This is a genomic window from Streptomyces sp. NPDC059861, assembly GCF_042731435.1.
Lineage (GTDB): Bacteria > Actinomycetota > Actinomycetes > Streptomycetales > Streptomycetaceae > Streptomyces.
This window is the reverse complement of the sequence record NZ_JBHWJQ010000029.1, coordinates 58659-75589: the sequence shown is the minus strand read 5'-3', so window position 1 is coordinate 75589 and position 16931 is coordinate 58659. Positions and strand designations below refer to the sequence as shown.

At 71.3% G+C, this 16931-nt stretch carries 14 protein-coding genes and 1 pseudogene; 8 read left to right on the top strand and 7 right to left on the bottom strand.

Features of this window, described 5'->3' with window-relative positions; translation table 11 throughout:
- Positions 1–58: 58 nt before the first annotated feature.
- The 3 genes from ACFV6X_RS24240 to ACFV6X_RS24230 all read left to right on the top strand — a co-directional run bounded on the left by ACFV6X_RS24240 (position 59) and on the right by ACFV6X_RS24230 (position 1407).
- Positions 59–490 carry a TM2 domain-containing protein gene (locus ACFV6X_RS24240; protein WP_385386667.1) on the top strand — a complete coding sequence of 144 codons (432 nt, stop codon included), beginning with the start codon at positions 59–61 and terminating at the stop codon, positions 488–490.
- Positions 483–908, top strand: a complete 426-nt coding sequence (locus ACFV6X_RS24235) for a DUF2752 domain-containing protein (protein ID WP_385386665.1) — start codon at positions 483–485, stop codon at positions 906–908. The genes ACFV6X_RS24240 and ACFV6X_RS24235 overlap by 8 nt, the downstream gene beginning before the upstream one ends.
- Positions 909–1143: 235 nt before the next feature.
- Entirely contained in the window at positions 1144–1407 is a 264-nt protein-coding gene (locus ACFV6X_RS24230; protein ID WP_385386663.1) for a TM2 domain-containing protein, read from the top strand.
- Between the two features lie 80 nt (positions 1408–1487).
- On the opposite strand, the gene ACFV6X_RS24225 is transcribed toward ACFV6X_RS24230, so the two are convergent.
- Together ACFV6X_RS24225 and ACFV6X_RS24220 are read right to left on the bottom strand one after the other, a co-directional pair.
- Positions 1488–3056, bottom strand: a complete 1569-nt coding sequence (locus ACFV6X_RS24225) for a sodium:solute symporter family protein (RefSeq protein WP_385386661.1) — start codon at positions 3054–3056, stop codon at positions 1488–1490.
- Between the two features lie 148 nt (positions 3057–3204).
- The gene (locus tag ACFV6X_RS24220) at positions 3205–3993 is read right to left on the bottom strand and encodes an SDR family oxidoreductase (RefSeq protein WP_385386659.1); all 789 of its coding nucleotides are present in this window, start codon (positions 3991–3993) and stop codon (positions 3205–3207) included.
- A 75-nt stretch (positions 3994–4068) separates the two neighbouring features.
- On the opposite strand from ACFV6X_RS24220, the gene ACFV6X_RS24215 reads away from it, so the two are divergent.
- Positions 4069–4899 carry a hypothetical protein gene (locus tag ACFV6X_RS24215; RefSeq protein WP_385386657.1) on the top strand — a complete coding sequence of 277 codons (831 nt, stop codon included), beginning with the start codon at positions 4069–4071 and terminating at the stop codon, positions 4897–4899.
- Here ACFV6X_RS24215 and ACFV6X_RS24210 read toward each other — a convergent pair whose 3' ends face one another.
- Both ACFV6X_RS24210 and ACFV6X_RS24205 read right to left on the bottom strand, forming a co-directional pair.
- Positions 4900–6789, bottom strand: a complete 1890-nt coding sequence (locus ACFV6X_RS24210; RefSeq protein WP_385386655.1) for an MFS transporter — start codon at positions 6787–6789, stop codon at positions 4900–4902.
- 205 nt (positions 6790–6994) lie between these two features.
- Positions 6995–9931: a D-alanyl-D-alanine carboxypeptidase gene (locus ACFV6X_RS24205; RefSeq protein WP_385386653.1), complete on the bottom strand. Its 2937-nt coding sequence runs from the start codon at positions 9929–9931 to the stop codon at positions 6995–6997.
- Between the two features lie 234 nt (positions 9932–10165).
- Here ACFV6X_RS24205 and ACFV6X_RS24200 point away from each other — a divergent pair, with 234 nt between their 5' ends.
- From ACFV6X_RS24200 to ACFV6X_RS24190, 3 genes are all read left to right on the top strand, one after another.
- A complete protein-coding gene (locus ACFV6X_RS24200) occupies positions 10166–10921 on the top strand; it encodes a GPP34 family phosphoprotein (protein ID WP_385386651.1) in 756 nt (251 codons plus the stop codon).
- A gap of 474 nt (positions 10922–11395) precedes the next feature.
- A complete protein-coding gene (locus ACFV6X_RS24195; RefSeq protein WP_365450112.1) occupies positions 11396–12253 on the top strand; it encodes a helix-turn-helix transcriptional regulator in 858 nt (285 codons plus the stop codon).
- Between the two features lie 190 nt (positions 12254–12443).
- Positions 12444–12635 carry a DUF397 domain-containing protein gene (locus ACFV6X_RS24190; RefSeq protein ID WP_141311170.1) on the top strand — a complete coding sequence of 64 codons (192 nt, stop codon included), beginning with the start codon at positions 12444–12446 and terminating at the stop codon, positions 12633–12635.
- Positions 12636–12786: 151 nt separating this feature from the next.
- On the opposite strand, the gene ACFV6X_RS24185 is transcribed toward ACFV6X_RS24190, so the two are convergent.
- The 3 genes from ACFV6X_RS24185 to ACFV6X_RS24175 are packed head-to-tail and all read right to left on the bottom strand — an operon-like array spanning position 12787 to position 15222.
- A complete protein-coding gene (locus ACFV6X_RS24185; RefSeq protein ID WP_385386648.1) occupies positions 12787–13671 on the bottom strand; it encodes a MerR family transcriptional regulator in 885 nt (294 codons plus the stop codon).
- A 52-nt stretch (positions 13672–13723) separates the two neighbouring features.
- Positions 13724–14233 (bottom strand): glutathione peroxidase, encoded by a 510-nt coding sequence (locus ACFV6X_RS24180; protein ID WP_385386646.1) that lies wholly within the window; start codon positions 14231–14233, stop codon positions 13724–13726.
- Complete coding sequence (locus tag ACFV6X_RS24175; RefSeq protein WP_385386644.1) at positions 14230–15222, bottom strand: winged helix-turn-helix domain-containing protein; 993 nt, start codon at positions 15220–15222, stop codon at positions 14230–14232. The genes ACFV6X_RS24180 and ACFV6X_RS24175 overlap by 4 nt, the downstream gene beginning before the upstream one ends.
- Before the next feature lie 73 nt (positions 15223–15295).
- Here ACFV6X_RS24175 and ACFV6X_RS24170 point away from each other — a divergent pair.
- Positions 15296–16423: pseudogene (locus ACFV6X_RS24170) on the top strand (MFS transporter); the annotation flags it as partial.
- Between the last annotated feature and the right edge of the window lie 508 nt (positions 16424–16931).

The following is a 16931-nucleotide window of genomic DNA, read 5'->3' as shown; positions in this document are numbered from 1 at the left end:
GATGACCTTCGTTCATCTCACTTGCCTTTTATGCGATCACCAACGGGAGAATCCTCACGTGTCCGAACAGCCGCAGCAGCCGCAGCAGCCGCAGCAGCCGCCTCAGCCCCCGCCGTCCGGGTACGGCTACCCCGGCTCGGGGCCCTACCCGGGCGGCCAGCCCGGCCCGTACGGCTATCCCCACCAGTACCAGCAGCAGCCCGGCTATGCCGGTCCCGTCCCGCCCGGCACCTACACCGGTGACCCCAACGCGCCCTACGGCTACGACCCTTACGGACGCCCGTACTCCGACAAGTCGAAGATCGTCGCGGGCGTGCTCCAGTTCGTCCTGGGCTGCTTCGGTGTCGGACGCTTCTACACAGGCCATGTGGGCATGGCTCTGGGCCAGTTGTTCACCTGCGGCGGACTGGGCATCTGGGCGCTGATCGACGCGATCCTCCTGCTGACCGGCGACCACACCGATGCCCAAGGACGCGTCCTGCGTGGCTGAGACGGTCCGTCCGCCCCGCCGCGGCCAGCTTCTTCGGCTCCTGCCGAGACATCCGGCCACGGCTCCGCTCGCCGTGCTCGCCGCCGGGGCGGCCGGATCCGTCCACCTCTACGGCACCGACCCGCACCAGGCGGGGCAACTCCTGCCGCGGTGCCCGTTCCACTTCGTCACGGGGCTGCTCTGCCCCGCCTGCGGCGGCACCCGCATGGTGTACGACCTGATGCACGGCCGGTTCGACGCCGCCTGGCTGGACAACCGGGCGTTGCTGCTCGCCTCACCCTTCGCGCTCGCGCTGCTGGGCTGCTGGATCCGGGAGGGGCTGCGTGGCCGGCACTGGCGGCCACGCATCGGCCGGCGGACCCAGGCGCTGATCCTCACCGCCGCCGTGGTCTGGACGGTCGCCCGCAACGTCCGCTGACAACAGGCCCGATGGTCTTGATCACGGAACAGGCACAATCGCTTCACGCCACTCCCTTTGGGCTCGGTCGTCTCCATATGCTCCTGGTCATCGGGGGGACGGCCGGGCGTGACGAGGTCATGTGCGGGTGTATTCAGGACACGTCCGCAGGATGCGGACCTGGTCGGTGACGGCTGCCTCCTGCTGCCGGAACTCCCCGTTCCGGCCCTTCGCGTACTTCTCAGGAGCAGTTCACATGACCGTCCCCACCGCCGACGCCCCGTACGGTGTCGACCCGCTCGGCCGCCCGTACTCGGACAAGTCCAAGATCGTCGCGGGCATCCTCCAGATCTTCCTCGGCACCCTCGGCATCGGCCGCTTCTACGTCGGCTCCGTCGGCGTGGGTGTGGCGCAGCTGCTCACCTGCGGTGGCCTGGGTCTCTGGGCGCTGATCGACGGCATCCTGTTCCTCACCAGCAAGGACCGCACCGACAAGCAGGGCCGCGTGCTGCGCGGCTGACGCCGGCCGGCAGACGGCGCAGGGCCCCGCTTCCCGGAGGAGCGGGGCCCTGCGCCGTACCCGGGGTGACGTGCGCTCAGCTAGTCCTTGACCCCCGCGCCGAGGCCGTCCTCCACGCCGCCGCCCTGCGCCGGCACCGTCGCCGCCGCGCTGTCGTCGTCCGTGTTGATCTTCTCGATGACCGCCAGCCGATCCGGTGTGTCCTCCGGCTTCAGGTAGCCGATGAGGATGTACAGGACCAGCGACACCGCCAGCGGGATGGACACCTGGTACTGGAGCGGCACCCCACCCTCGACGCTCCAGTTGATCGGGTAGTTGACCAGCCAGAAGGCCAGCAGCCCCGCCGCCCAGCTGGTGAGCGCCGCCGTCGGGCCGGAGCGGCGGAACGGGCGCAGCAGGCCGAGCATCATCGGGATGGCGATCGGTCCCATCAGACCGGCCACCCACTTGATGACCACGGTGATGATGTCCTTGAACGTCGGCGAGTTCACCTGCGTCGCCACCGCCATGGACAGCGCGAGGAACACCACGGTCGTCAGCCGCGCGCTGATCAGCCCGGACCGCTCCGACCAGGTGCGTGCCTTCGCCGACAGCACCGGTGCGACGTCCCGGGTGAAGACGGCGGCGATCGCGTTCGCGTCCGAGGAGCACATGGCCATCGTGTGCGAGAAGAAGCCGACGATGACCAGGCCCAACAGGCCGTGCGGCAGGAGCTGTTCGGTCATCAGGGCGTACGAGTCGGAGCCGTCCGGCTTCTGCGCGTCGACCAGCAGCGGCGACATCCACATGGGGAAGAACAGCACCAGCGGCCATACCAGCCACAGCACCGCCGACAGCCGTGCCGACCGCTCGGCCTCCTTGGCGTTCGGGGTCGCCATGTAGCGCTGGGCCTGGTTGAGCATGCCGCCGTTGTACTCGAAGAGCTTGATGAACAGGAACGCCAGCAGGAACACCGTGCCGTACGGCCCCACCAGCGGCTTCTCGTGGCCGGCCAGCTCCGGCCGGTCCCAGACGCCGAAGAAGCCGCCGTAGTCGCCGAGTTTCACCACGACCGCGACGAACATCGCGACACCGGCGAGGAGCTGGATCACGAACTGCCCCAGCTCGGTCAGCGCGTCGGCCCACAGTCCGCCGATCGTGCAGTAGATGCCGGTGACGACACCGGTGATGAGGATGCCCTGGTTCAGGGAGACGCCGGTGAAGACCGACAACAGGGTGGCGATCGCGGCCCACTTGGCGCCCACGTCCACGATCTTCAGCAGGATCCCGGACCAGGCCAAAGCCTGCTGCGTCTTCAGGTCGTAACGGTTCTTCAGGTACTCCAGCGGGGAGGCCACATGGAGTCTGGAGCGCAGCCGGTTGATCCGGGGAGCGAACAGCTTCGACCCGATGGCGATGCCCAGCGCGATGGGGAAGGACCACGTCACGAACGACGTGACCCCGTACGTGTAGGCGATCCCCGCGTACCCGGTGAACATCACCGCGCTGTATCCCGACATGTGGTGCGAGATACCGGACAGCCACCACGGCATCTTGCCGCCGGCGGTGAAGAAGTCGCTGACGTTGTCGACGCGTTTGTGCGACCACACGCCGATCGCGACCATCACGCCGAAGTAGCCGATGAGCACGGCCCAGTCGAGACTGTTCATGTGTCAACCTTCCGGGATCCGCCTGGTGAACGGCCCGCTCATCGTGGGTGCGTCGACGCGGGCACGACAAGCAAGTGGAAGGTCAAGAGCAAGCAAAAAAGTTCTGCACGATGACCTACGTTCATCTACTTGAACACTGGTGAAGAGGTCAGCGCATCAGCTCCCCCGCGTTGACCAGCAACGACTGCCCCGTGACGGCCCGCGCCCGGTCCGAGGCGAGGAACGCCACCGCGTCCGCCACGTCCCCGTCCGTGGCCGGCTCCGGCAACGCCATACGGTCCGTCAGGCGCGCCAGCACCTCCTCCTCCGGCACCCCCTCGGTGTGCGCCGTGAACCGCACGTACGCCTGCACCGGCGGGCCCCACATCCAGCCCGGGAGCACGGTGTTGACCCGGATCCGGTGCGGACCCAGCTCCCGTGCCAGCGAGTACATCGCGCTGGTCAGCGCCCCCTTCGACGCCGCGTACGCCGCCTGCCGCACCTGCGACGGTGCCGCCACCGCCGACTGCGTCCCGATGAACACCACCGACCCGGCGCCGCGCTCCCTCATTCCCGGCAGACACGCCCGCGTCATCCGCAGCGAGCCCAGCAGGTTCACGTCGAGCACCGACAGCCAGGTGGCGAAGTCGGCGTCCTGGAGCCCGCCGAAGTAGCTGTCCCAGGCGGCGACATGGACCACCGCGTCGATCCCCCCGAACCGCTCCCGCGCCAGCCCGGCCAGCGCCGCGCACTGCCCCTCGTCGGTGATGTCCGTCGCGCGGTACGCGGTGTGCGCCCCGCCCGGGTCGATCGCGGCGGCGCTCTTGGCGAGGTTCTCCTCGGTCCGCGCGCCCAGAACCGCGTTCCCACCGTCCCGGACGACGGCCGCCGCGACCTGGTGCCCGAGTCCGGCTCCGACGCCCGAGACGACGACTGTCTTTGCGGAGAGCAGCGACATGGGGCCTCCCTGGGTCTGGCATGTCATCTGACGGAGCGTCAGAGTATGGGGGAGCGCAGGAGGAGGGAAGGTTCGATGTCCGAAGAGACCCGCAGCGACCTCTACGCCGGGCTGGCCGCCGTCGGCCCCTACGGCGTCCACCCCGGCCACGCCCTGATCACCATGGTCGAGCCGCACCCGGGCCACGAGTACGCCTACAACCGCTGGTACGAGGACGACCACTACTACGCCGGCGCGATGGCCATGCCCTGGATGTACGCCGGCCGCCGCTGGGTCGCCACCCGCGACCTGCAACTCCTGCGCCACCCCGAGAAGTCGGCGATCGCCCAGCCCGTCACCGCCGGCTGCTACCTCTCCACGTACTGGATCACCGAGGGCCGCCACGCCGACCACATGCGGTGGACCGTCGCGATCAACAAGCGCCTCAACCGCGACGCCCGCGTCCACCACGCCCGCACCCACGTCTTCACCGCGTTCCAGGACCACGAGGCGACCGTCTACCGTGACGGCGCCGCCGGGCCCCGCGACTTCCACGCCCTCGACCACCCCTACGCGGGACTCGTCCTCCAGGTCGTCGACGCCGAGTCGCCACAGCGGCGCGCCGCACTGCTGGACTGGCTGCGCGGCCGCCACCTCCCCAGGCGGCTCAGGAACTCCCCGGCCGCCCTGGTGACCGTCTTCCGCCCGGTGCCGCTGCCCGGCGACCGCATGACCTACGTCAAGCAGGTCGAGGGCGTCGACACCCGGCTGACCCTGCTGTGGTTCCTGGAGGCGGACCCGAGGGACTGCTGGGAGGAGCACTTCAGCGACCTCGACGTACCCCGGGAACTGGGCCGTACGGAGCTGGTCGCCCCCTTCATCCCCACCGTGCCGGGCACGGACCGGTACGTCGACCGGCTCCGCTGATCACCTGAGCTCCTCCGGGCACGGCGTCCCCCGCGGCAGTTCGTAGGGCGACGCCAGCCGGTACGTCCCCGCGCGCGGCGCGACCAGCACCGTCCACTTGTCGCCCTCGGCGTCCTCCTCGGTCTCCATCAGACAGCCGTTCACGTTCCGGTAGGTCTTCGGTGTGCCCTCGGGCCGGTCCTTGGAGGCCTCCGTCTCCTGCGGCGCCTGAACCCCCTCGCCTTTCGTGTCGACCAGCTTCAGCCACGGCGAGTACGGCACCCGGATCAGCACCCGGCCCGGCTGTTCCACCCGCAGCGTCATCTCGCCCTGCTCGGCCCGCTCGACGGTGGCCGGCGGATCGGCGAGCGGGGCCGGGTCGGTCACCTCGAACAGCTGCCAGTTCGCGTCCCCCCAGACCTGCGTCAGATACGGCAGCCCGCGCTGCACCAGCTGCCGCTCCCGCTCACCGCCGTCCCCGTCCGGCTCGTCCTTGGGCAGTACGACGTAGTGCACGGCCCAGCGCTTGAGCCACTCGTGGTAGTTGGCCGAGTTGAGGGTGTCGTCGTAGAAGAGCGGGTTGCGCTCCATGTCCGCCTGCCGGTTCCAGCCCCGGGCGAGGTTGACGTACGGGGCGAGCGCGGAGGCCTCGCGGTGGGAGCGGGCCGGGACCACCTCGACGCGGCCCTTCCCGGCGGCGACCTCCTGGAGCTCGTTGACCAGCGGGGCCAGCTCACGCGCCCAGGACGCCCGCGGCGTCGTATGGACCACGTCGTCGACCGACTTGTAGCCGATCCAGACGACGAACCCGGTGAAGGCCACCGCGATCGCGTACCACTTGCGCGAACGCGGCACCGCGAACGGCAACGCGGCCAGCAGCGCCACCCCCGCGAACAGCATCGAAAGCCGCGTGATGTTCGACCCGATCTGCGAGCTGATCAGCCACACCAGCAGCACCGACAGGCCGTACACGGCCGAGGTGATGCGGACCGTCGTCCAGTCGCGCGGGACCAGCAGGAAGACGAGCGCCGCGTAGACCACGGGCAGCAGGGCCGACCCGAAGGACATCGGCTGGGTGCCGGAGAACGGGAACGCCCACGCCGACACCGCCACCACCGCGGTCGGCGCCAGCCCCAGCGCCCACGCGCCCGGCCGCCGCTTCTGCAGGAACAGCGCGACCGCTACCAGCCCCACGAACAGCCCCGCGACCGGCGAGGACATCGTGGCGAGGGCGGCGAGCGGCGCCGCGCACAGGGCCTTCGCCCACCGCTTGTAACGCCAGCGGTACGGCCAGCAGAACACCACCGCGACCGCGCCCAGCGCGAACAGCGTGCCGAGTCCGAACGTCACCCGCCCCGACGCCGCGTTGCACAGCAGCCCGAACACCCCCGCGAGCCCGGCCCACAGCGGCTGCCGCACCACCCGGCTGCGCATCAGGATCAGCGTCAGCAGCCCCGCGGAGAGCGTCCCCGCGATCATCATCGTCGTCCGCACCCCGAGCAGCGACATCAGATACGGCGAGACCACGCTGTACGAGACCGGGTGCATCCCGCCGTACCAGGCGAGGTTGTACGCCGAGTCCGGGTGCCGGCCGACGAACTCGGCCCAGGCGTCCTGCGCCGCGAGGTCCCCTCCGCTGTTCGCGAACGTGAAGAACCAGGTGACGTGGAGCACTCCCGCGACGACGGTGGTGAGGAGGACGGGATGCCGTGCCGGCCGCTTCAGCCGCTCACGTATGGTCACGCCGGGCGGCGCGTCCGGCGCGTCGGGCTCGTGAGGGGAGTCCGGTTCGCGTGCTTCGCGCGGTTCGCGCGGCGATCCGCCGGGCGGCCGGGCGGGCACGCGTATTCGCGGACCGGCTCCCTGGTCCGGACCGGTGTCGTCGGTGCGTGTCGGCTCCGCAGTGGCCACCTGTGGCGCTCCCCGTGTCCCGTCTTCTGGTCTCCCCCGCATACCCCGTTTCCCGGCCGTTCCCGGCCCTGTGACGAGGCGTTCCCGCTCCCGTCCCGTACGCGGGTACCCTGTCCCGTTTCGTGACGCTAGCACGCACCCCGCCGACGGTTGCCCGGGGAGGGCTCCGTCGACGGGGTGCGAGGGGCGGTGAAGGGCTGCCCGGTCAGGCGACGCGGGTCAGCTTGTCCAGGAAGGCCGGTTCGGCGAGGTCCGACTGGAGGGCCACCGGCACGTCGACCGCGCCGCCGCTGCCGTCGCCCACGGTGAGCGTGCCCACCTTGGTCCCGGTCCTCGCGGTGTGCGGTACGTCGTCCGCGGTGAACGACAGCTCCACCTTGTGGCCGGCCCAGCCGACCGCGGTGACGTCCTGCGTGACGACGACCGGCGTCCGGCCGCCGAGCCGGTCGTCGACGTACCCGACGACATCGCCCCTCTTGAGGATCTTCGCCGAGGCCAGGGCTTCCTGGGCGCCGAGCATCGCGGTCCTGCTGACGGCGTTCACCGTGTCGATGATCGGCGCGGTGTGCTGGCCGAGGATCGCGCCGACCACCGTGACCGTCTCACCGCCGACCTCCTTGGTGGCGGCGAACAGCAGGTTGCCGCCGGCCGCGCTGGTGGTGCCGGTCTTGATGCCGATGGCGCCGTCGTAGGGCACGAGGGTGTTCCAGTTGCGCCACTTCTGACCGGACGGGTCGACCCACTCAGGGAGCTTGGTGATCTCCACCAGGGCCGGGATCCGCACCAGTTCGTTGCCGAGCTTCACCTGGTCCGCGGCTGTGGAGACGGTGGTCTCCTTCAGCCCGGACGGGTCGGTGTACGTCGTGTCGGTCATGCCGAGTTCCTTGGCGGTGTCGTTCATCTTCTTGACGAACGCCTCCTCGGAACCGGAGTCCCAACGCGCCACCAGCCGCGCGATGTTGTTGGCGGACGGGATCATGATGGCCGAGAGGGCCTGCCGCTCGGTGAGCTTGTCGCCCTTCTTGACCGTGTTCAGCGTGGACTCGTTGCCCTGCTGGTCGTACCCGCCCTCCTTCTCGGCCGTCGCGTCGACCTCGATCTCCGGTCCCTCCTGGCCGGCCTTCAGCGGGTGCTCCTTGAGGATGACGTACGCCGTCATGGCCTTGGCGACCGAGCCGATGGCGACGGGCTTCTGCTCGCCGAAGCCGCCCATCGTGCCGATGCCGGCGACATCCATCGCGCCCTGACCCTCGCTCGGCCACGGCAGGGCGACGTCGTCGCCCTCGAAGCTGTACGACTCCTTGGCAGTGAGCTCCAGCGTCGGCGCAGGCAGCGGCCGGACCGCCTGCGCGACCGCAAACGCGACCACCAGCAGCAGGACCAGCGGCGTCCAGATCTTGACCCGCCGCGCGGCCGTCCGCAGCGGAGTCTGCGGCGGCGGCGGAGTGTTGGTCAGCTCGGCCAGCAGGTCCAGCGGCGGCTTCGGCGGCAACGGCTGCTGCGTCGTCCGCTCCGGCCCGACCTGCGGGACGAAGGCGGTCTCGTCGGCGGGGGCCTTGGGCCTGTCCGAGGGGACCCTGGGCAGCGCGGTCGTCGCGTCGGCGGCCGGCGGGGGCTTGCGCGTCGACGGGTCGTCCAGCGGCTTGAGCGCGACGAACTTGCTCGTCCGCTCGGCCTCCGACTCGGGCTTCGGAGCGGGCTTCCTGGCATCCCCCAGCTTCAGCATGGTCGTCGGCTGATCGACGGCGGGCTTCACGGCCCGGAACACGGCGGTGGGCTGGTCCCCGGGCGGTGCGTCGGCCTTGGGAGCTTCGGCGGGGGAGGACTTGGCACCGGCGCGACCGTCCTTGGCGTCGGGCGCGGCAGCGGGGGTGCGCTCGGCGCCGCCGCGGTCGCCCTCGGCGTCGGGCCGGGCGTCGGCACGGGAGTCGCCGGGCGCGCTCTTGGAGTCGCCCTTGGCGCCGGGCGTGGAGCCGGGCCGGGCGTCGGTGCGGGGACCGCCCTCGGCGGTGCCCTCGGCTGCGAGCCTCGGATCGCCCTTCGCCTCGTCCTGGGAGCCGCCCCGGGGGTTCTGGACGGCACCGCCCGTGTCCTTGGAGCCGCCGCGCTCGCCCTCGCCCTCGGCGGCGGGCGCGGTCCCGCCCTTCGCGTCGTCCCGGGCGCGGTCGGCGGCGTGCGGCGCGTCAGCCTTGGAGCCGCCGTGCTCGCCCTCGCCCTCGGCGGCGGGCGCGGTCCCGCCCTTCGCGTCGTCCCGGGCTTGGTCGGCGCCGTGCGGAGCGTCGTTGGCGTCCGCCCGGGCGCGGTTGACGGCGTGCGGAGCGTCCTCGGCATCCGCCCGGGCGCTGTGCTGCGCGTCCTCGGCGTCAGCCCTGGAGTCGCCGGCGTCGCCCTCGGTGGTGTCCTTGGCGTCCGCGGTGGCAGTGGGCGTGGTGTCGCCCTTCGCGTCGTCCCGGGCGCCGTTGGCGGCGTCGAGCGCGTCCGTGGTGCCGCCCGCAGCGTCGTGCGGCGCGTCGTCGGTGTCCTCCGGGCTGCCGTGCGGCGCGTCCTCGGCGTCGTCCGAGGTGCCGCGTCGCGCGTCCTGGGAGTCGCCCTCGGCGTCCTCACGGGCGTCCTGGGCGCCGTCGTTCGCGCCCTTGGCGTCGGCCTCGGCGCTGCGCCGCGCCTCCTCGGCATCGGCGTGCGTGTCGTCCGCCGCGCCCTCGGTGCCGTCACCCTCGGCCTTCCCGGCAGAGGCGTCGGCGGAGCCCTCCTCGCCCGGGCCGGAGGTCACCCAGGCCGCCACAGCCGCCCTCAGCCGGTCGTCGCCCGAGTCGCCGGACCCTGCGTCGCCCTCGGCCCCTTCGCGCTCCGCACGGCCCGCGCGCTCCTCGGAGGCCGCATCCCCGGAAGGCGTTTCGGAAGCCGTCTCCTCGGCAGCTCCCTGTGTCGCCTCCTCGGACCGCTCCTTGACCGAGAGCACCCGAGTCGCCGTGTCCGGGCGCCCGTTCTCGGACTCCCGCGCCACGGCGAGCCGTGGGTCACGGGCGGTGGCGCCGCTCCTCGCCTCGGGAACCGGACTCGCGCTCCCCGACGTCGGTTCTGCCGACGACTCGCGCTGCTTCGAACTGTCGGGGGACTCGCCCGCCACCGATGCCTCCTCCATGCGCCGCACGCCTCCGTGCGCGTACCGAACCGTGAACCGCCGTCCGGACGACCGCCCCCACAGCACTGCCCGAAGCGCTGTCCGAACCATGTACCAGTGTCCTGTGTGCGGACCTGACCAACGCTGAAGACGAGAACGACATACCTACTGGTTCCCTTACAAACAGGTCACGCACCCTCGACAGACCAATGTGAGAGGGGTCACCCTGTCATTCATCCACGCGGGGAGGCATGGATGGGCAGGAGCCGCAGAACACTTCCGGAAGAGCTTCTGCTGCTGGCACTGGACCCGGCCACGGGTACCACTGCACAGCCGCAGTCGCTCGACCTCGGTCTGGCCGGAGCACAGCTAGTGGAGCTGGCGCTGGCCGGACGGATAGCCCCGGACGGGGATCGTATCGCCGTGGTGGTACCACGGCCGACAGGAGATCCGACACTGGATTGCGCGTTGGAGTTGCTGCGCAGACGCGGCGCCCCCGTACGGGCGGTCCACTGGATCGGCGGGCCACGATTGGGGCTTCGCCAGACCTACCTCTCGCATCTGGAGCGGTGCGGCATGGTGCACGCCGTGGCCGGACAGATGTGCGGAGTATTGCCGACGACTCGTTACCAGGCGACGGACAACGCCATCAGCCGGGAGATCAGGGCCCGGCTGGATTCAGCGATCCGCACCGGCGTACCGCCGGACCCGCGGACCGCGGCGCTCGCCGCACTGGCCCACGCGGTCGGTCTCGGCAAGCACCTGTATCCGGGCAACGAGGGACGCTCGTCCCGCTCCCGGCTGCGGGACCTGATCAGGCACGACCCGATGGGCGGCCTCGTGGCGCACGCCGTGATGGACGTTCAGAACGGCGTGGCGGCACAGCCCCGTCGCAGCCCGGCCCCGGCCCCGGCCGGCCGTCAGGCCGCCCCCGGAGCCAGGCCGGAACCGGTCCGGGGTGTCCCGGCGCAGCCGCACCACGGCACGATGGCGCGCGCCGTGGCCCACTGAGCCGCAGTCCCACGGCAGCGCGCCGGCACGCCGTACTACCGAGCACCACAGGCATCACCACGCACCACCAGGCAACGCACCACGCACCACCAGGCAACGCACCACGCACCACCAGGCAACGCACCACGCACCACCAGGCAACGCACCAGGCATCACCACGCACCGTCAGCGCCGCAGTCGAGTCCCCAAGACCCGTTCCGGGAGCCGCAGCGGTCCGCGCGGGGCGGTGGGAGCCGTCGTCGGGACGACGCACGGCCCCGGCCGCCCCGCGCGGCCGTGTGCCCGCGCGACGGCCAGTCCGCGCGCCCGCGTCTCCAGGGACTTCGCGTAACCCTCGTACGAACTGGCGTCCCGCCGCGTTCCCGCCGCATATCCGCTGTTTCCCAGCGGTAAGCAGGACCTTGGTGGCAGTCTGCTCAACAGCAGATACGCATAGTTGCAAGTTCGAGGCACGCAGCCGGAGGTGCACGTCCCGTGGCGTCCAATGTCAATCCCACCGTCAGGCGACGCCGGCTGGGCCAGGAGCTGCGCCGGCTCCGCGAGCTCAAGGGCATGACGGCCGAGGAGGTCGCCGAGCGGCTGCTGGTGTCCCAGTCGAAGATCAGCCGGCTGGAGAACGGCCGGCGCAGCATCAGCCAGCGCGACGTCCGCGACCTGTGCGGTGTCTACGAGGTGGAGGACCACCGGATCGTCGACTCGCTGATGCAGATGGCCAAGGACTCGCGCCAGCAGGGCTGGTGGCACTCCTTCGGCGACATCCCCTACAGCGTCTACATCGGCCTGGAGACCGACGCGGCGAGCCTTCGGGTGTACGACCCGCAGGTAGTGCCCGGCCTGCTGCAGACCCGCCAGTACGCCGAGGCGCTGATCCAGGGCGCCCTGCCGGAGGCGACGCCGACCGACATCGACAAACGCGTGCAGGTGCGACTGCGTCGGCAGGAACGTATTGCCGCCGCCGAGAACCCGTTGCGGCTGTGGGCGGTGCTGGACGAGGCGGCCGTACGCCGCGAGGTGGGCAACAAACAGGTGATGATCGACCAGCTGGAGCATCTGCTGGAGATGTCCCAGCTGCCGCACGTCACTGTCCAGTTGATCCCGTTCCAGATGGGCGCGCACCCCGGCGTGAGCGGGCAGTACGCGATCCTGGAGTTCCCGGACGCCGCGGACTCCAGCGTGGTCTACATCGAGGGTGTCACCAGTGACCTCTACCTGGAGAAGCCGCTCGACGTGCAGAAGTACAGCGTGATGTACGAGCACTTGCGGGCACAGGCCCTCAATGTGGACCAAACCCGGGAATTCCTCTCGGACGTGGCGAAGAGCTACGCCCGCTGAACACTCCGGGACGCGGGCGCGGAAAGATACACCGTCGCCCGGCCTGAGCGGAAGACCTCACTGGAATATGCCAGCCGGTCGAGTGAATAGCCGCTCCGTGCGCCGATGTTGGCGAGTAGCGTCGATCACGCCATCGAGCAAGAACGTTGGCGCAATCACAGCAACTCAGCAACTGCTTACCGGAGCGAAAATGGCAATCAAGCAGGGCGCGACGGACACGTGGGTCAAGTCCTCGTACTCCCAGGGCAACGGCGCTTGCGTCGAGATCAAGTCCCCTGTCCTGTCCGCAATCTCCGTCCGGGACTCCAAGGTGACCGAGGGCCCCGTCCTCGCGTTCCCCGCGACCGCGTGGAGCGTCTTCGTGGCCTCGGTCAAGGCGTAAGGAGAGAACCTCCCTGACGCCTCCCGACGACAACTACACAGCAGGACCACAAGAGCCCTCTCGACCAGTTCGCCGTCCTAGCCGAGAGGGCTCGGTCCTGCCCAGGGCGCTTCCCGTCACCGCACGTCCGACGCCTCCTACGCCTCCCGTCCTACGACTCCCCGACGGGGAACGCCACGTCACACACCGGGTCCTCGGCCCCGGCCGCGGCCCAGTCCGCGAAGTACACCTCCCGGCAGGGCCCGTCGTACGACAGCCCCTTCTCCCTCATCCACTCCTCCACCGCCTCGAACGCGGCCAGGATCCGCGGATGCGCCACCTGCGCCTTGGTGATCCGGGTGTACGCCAGCCGCCGCGCCGGCTCCACCCGCACCGCTGCCTGACGGGCCCGCCCGGCCGCCTCGGCCCACGCCCGCGCCGCCGCCTCGTCGGCGACCGGCACGCACGCCTCGACCGGCCCGTCGCTGTCCATCGACACCTCGGAGTGATAGACGACGAACGGCGCCGCGACCACGCCGCCGCACTCCCGGGCCGCCTCCTCCAACCGCCCCAGCGACGCACCGATCCAGGCCGGCAGCTCAGGCGCCAGCGTGTGCCGGGACTCGGTGATCACCACCTGCCGCGGCACGTCGACCGTCTCGACCACGAACTTTCCGTACATCTCGGAGCTCCTCCCCGACAACCGTCCACGGAGGTACTCGGCGAGCGTCCGCTGCCCCGCCACCCGCGCCTCGACGTCCGCCCAGTACGCGGTGAGCCGGTCGGCGGCCAGTACACCCTCGGCCTCGACCACCTCGGCGATCCGGGCCAGCGGCATGTCCAGCCGGCGCAGCAGGGCCACCAGCCGGGCGCGTTCCACCTGTCCGGCGCGGTAGTAGCGGTAGCCGCTGGCCCCGTCGACGTACGCCGGGGCCAGCAGCCCCAGGCGGTCGTACAGCCGCATGGCCTTGGCCGACAGCCGGGCCCGCGCCGCGAACGCGCCGATGGTGAGCAGTTCCTCGTCCTGGGAGTCGGTCACCACGTCATCCTCCGTCACCGGGCGCCTGCCGCCCGGTGACAGGAGACTGATGTCTGCCCCAGGGGCAGGGTCAACCCGCGAGCTGGGCCTCGACGGCCGCCACCAGCTCGGCCGCCTCCGGCTCGGTCTGCGGCGAGAACCGCGCGACGACCCGGCCGTCCCGCCCGACCAGGAACTTCTCGAAGTTCCAGCGGATGTCGCCGCTGTGGCCCTCGCTGTCGGCGAAGCCGGTCAGCCGCTCGTACAGCGGGTGCCGGCCCTCCCCGTTCACCTCGACCTTCTCGGTCATCGGGAAGGTCACGCCGTACGTCGCCGAGCAGAACTCGGCGATCTCCGCGGAGGTGCCGGGCTCCTGCCCCATGAACTGGTTGCAGGGCACGCCGACCACGGTGAACCCACGGTCCGCGTAGCGCTCGTGCAGCTGCTCCAGCCCGGCGTACTGCGGGGTCAGCCCGCACTTGGAGGCCACGTTCACGATGAGCACGGTCTGACCCAGGTACTGCTTGAGGTCGGCGGAGCCGCCCTGGAGGGCGTCGATGTCGACGTCGAGAACCGATACGTGTGCGTCATTGGTCGTCATGGTGCGGATGCTACGTGCTGCCCCGCGGACCTGATGAGCACCTCTCCGGCCGCTGTCCGGGAGTACAGCACCGAGCGTCCCGCCCGGCGCCGCGCCACCAGGCCCGCGTCCAGCAGCACCCGCAGATGCCGGCCCGCCGACCCGAGCCCCTGCCCGGTCACGGCGACCACCTGGGTCGTGCTCATCGGCGTCTCCAGCAGCACCAGCACCTCGGCGCGCGCCCGCCCGAGCAGCGCGCCGAGACCGGCGGGCACGGGTGGCCGACCCCGTTCGCCGGCGAGCACGCCCACACACGGGTAGACGACGGCGTACCGCTCCCGCCGCGGCTCCTCCCACGACACCCACCCGGTCTGCGGTGTGACGGGCACGAAGAGCAGCTCCGCGCCCGAGAGCTCCCGCGGCGGATACTCGTGCAGATTGACCTGCAGCCGGCTCTCCCCGAGCCACCGCGTCCGCCCCGGTCGCAACGCGTCCAGCACGGCCGCCCAGCCACCCCGGCTGACCTGCGCGGTCCGCGCGACCACATCGGCCTCCAGCACCCGCCGCCGGCGCTCCCAGTACGGCAGTACGCCCTCCTGCCAGACCCACTCGACGAGCCGCGCGGCCCGATCGGCGAGATCGTCCCGCTCCAGCTCGGCGGGGAGCGGGCAGCCCAGGGACGTCCGCAGATGCCCGCGCACGGCCCCGGGCGGCGCCGCCCGCACCCGCGCGACCGCTTCCGCGAAGCTCTCCCCGTCCCACGGCGTCGGCGTCAGGAAGTCGGCGATCCAGTGCCGGCCGAGCCCGGCGCGGACCAGCAGCGCGGTGACGGGATCGGCCGCGAGCCGGGCCCGGTAGGCCGGGAGGTGCGCGCGCAGCCAGGCCTGCTCGCCGGGATGCGCACCGGCACCGGCGTGCAGCAGCTTGAGGCTCGCGAAGGTCTCGGCGTAGGGGGAGAGGACGAAGCGACTACGGGCGAGCGTGTCGGCACTCACCTGCCACCACCCCACGGCCCCGCCCCCTTGCTTTCGCGTGTGCGCGAAACGATACCCACCGGACGGCGGGCGCCCGGAGACTCCGCCCATGGGCAGCTACCGCCACCTGTTCCGCACGCCGGAGTTCACCCCGCTCTTCCTCTCCTCCTCCGCCCATACCGCGGGCCAGACGATCGGCGGCCTGGCCCTCGGCACGCTGGTGTACGAGGCGACGCGCTCGCCGCTGCTGGCGGCGGTGAGCATGTTCGGTCCGTCGCTGGCGCAGGTGCTGGGTGCGACGCTGTTCCTGTCCTGGGCGGACGGCCTGCCACCGAGGCGTGCCCTGACGGCCGTACCGCTGGCCTTCGCGACGGGCACGGCGCTCCTCGCGCTCCCCGGCCTGCCGATCTGGACCGTCCTCCTCGTCGTCCTCGCGCAGGGTCTGATCGCGTCGCTGGGCGGGGGAGTGCGGTGGGGCCTGCTGACCGAGATCCTGACCAAGGACGGCTATCTGCTGGGCCGTTCGATGTTCAACATGATGAGCGGCGTCATGCAGATCACCGGTTACGCGACGGGCGGCGCCCTTCTGGTGCTCATCGGCTCGGCACGCGTGACGCTCCTCCTCGCGGCGCTGCTGTTCCTGTCGGCGGCGGCCATGGCGCGCCTGGGCCTCACGCCCCGCCCCCCGCGCACGTCCGCCCGCCCCTCGGTCGCGGCGACCCGGCGCACCAACGCCCTCCTGTGGTCCTCCGCCCCGCGCCGGCGCCTCTATCTCGCGCTCTGGGTCCCCAACGGCCTGATCGTGGGCTGCGAGTCGCTGTACGTGTCGTACGCCCCCCGGGCCGCCGGCCCCCTCTTCGCCTGCGCGGCGCTGGGCATGCTGGTGGGCGACGTCCTGATCGGCCGCGTCGTACCCCCGCCCCACCGGCAGCGCCTCGGTATCCCACTCCTCCTGCTCCTGGCGACCCCGTACGCCTTCTTCTTCCTGGGCCCGGGGCCGGTCCTGTCCGGGGCGCTGGTGGCGGTGGCGTCGGTGGGCTTCGGAGCAAGCCTCGTACAACAGGAACGCCTGGTGGCCGAGACCCCGGACGAACTGGTCGGACACGCCCTGGGCCTGCACTCCGCCGGGATGCTCACGATGCAGGGGGTGAGTGCGGCGGCGGCGGGGGCGGTGGCTCAGGTGACGTCGCCGGGGGTGGGGATGTCGGTGATGGCGGGAATTTCGGTGGGGGTTACGGGGTGGGTGGGGTGGGGGATCCGGGGCAAGCGCGGGGGGGCGGACGGTGAGGCTGGACGCTTGATGTGTTCGTGCGGGGTGACGTCACGGATGCCGAGCGGTCCGGTCGGGACCGGTCCCGGGAGGTCTGCCACAGGATGGCGAGCACTCTTCAGCGAGCCATCCGCCGAATCGGGACCGGGAGAGAAGACAGCATGGACGAAGCGCAGGCCGCAGGACCTCGAACTGCCCGCACAAGGCCCCGCATCCACTTGGCGTTCGAGGTCGAGTTCTCGGCGACCGACGACCAGCCCTCGCCGTTGAGGGGCTGGTGGGCGGCACCGGCACGGTCGACACCGGCGACATCCACGTCGACTTCGACCGGACGAACGACGGCAGGGTCTTCCTGAAGTTCAGCCCCAGGCGCGACGAATAGCCCGCAGACAGGATCCGTCGGCCGGAACGCGGGCCGTGATTCTGCCGTCTTCCCACGTCGGACGGGCCGCCCTCTGTGAGGGAGACAGCGAGC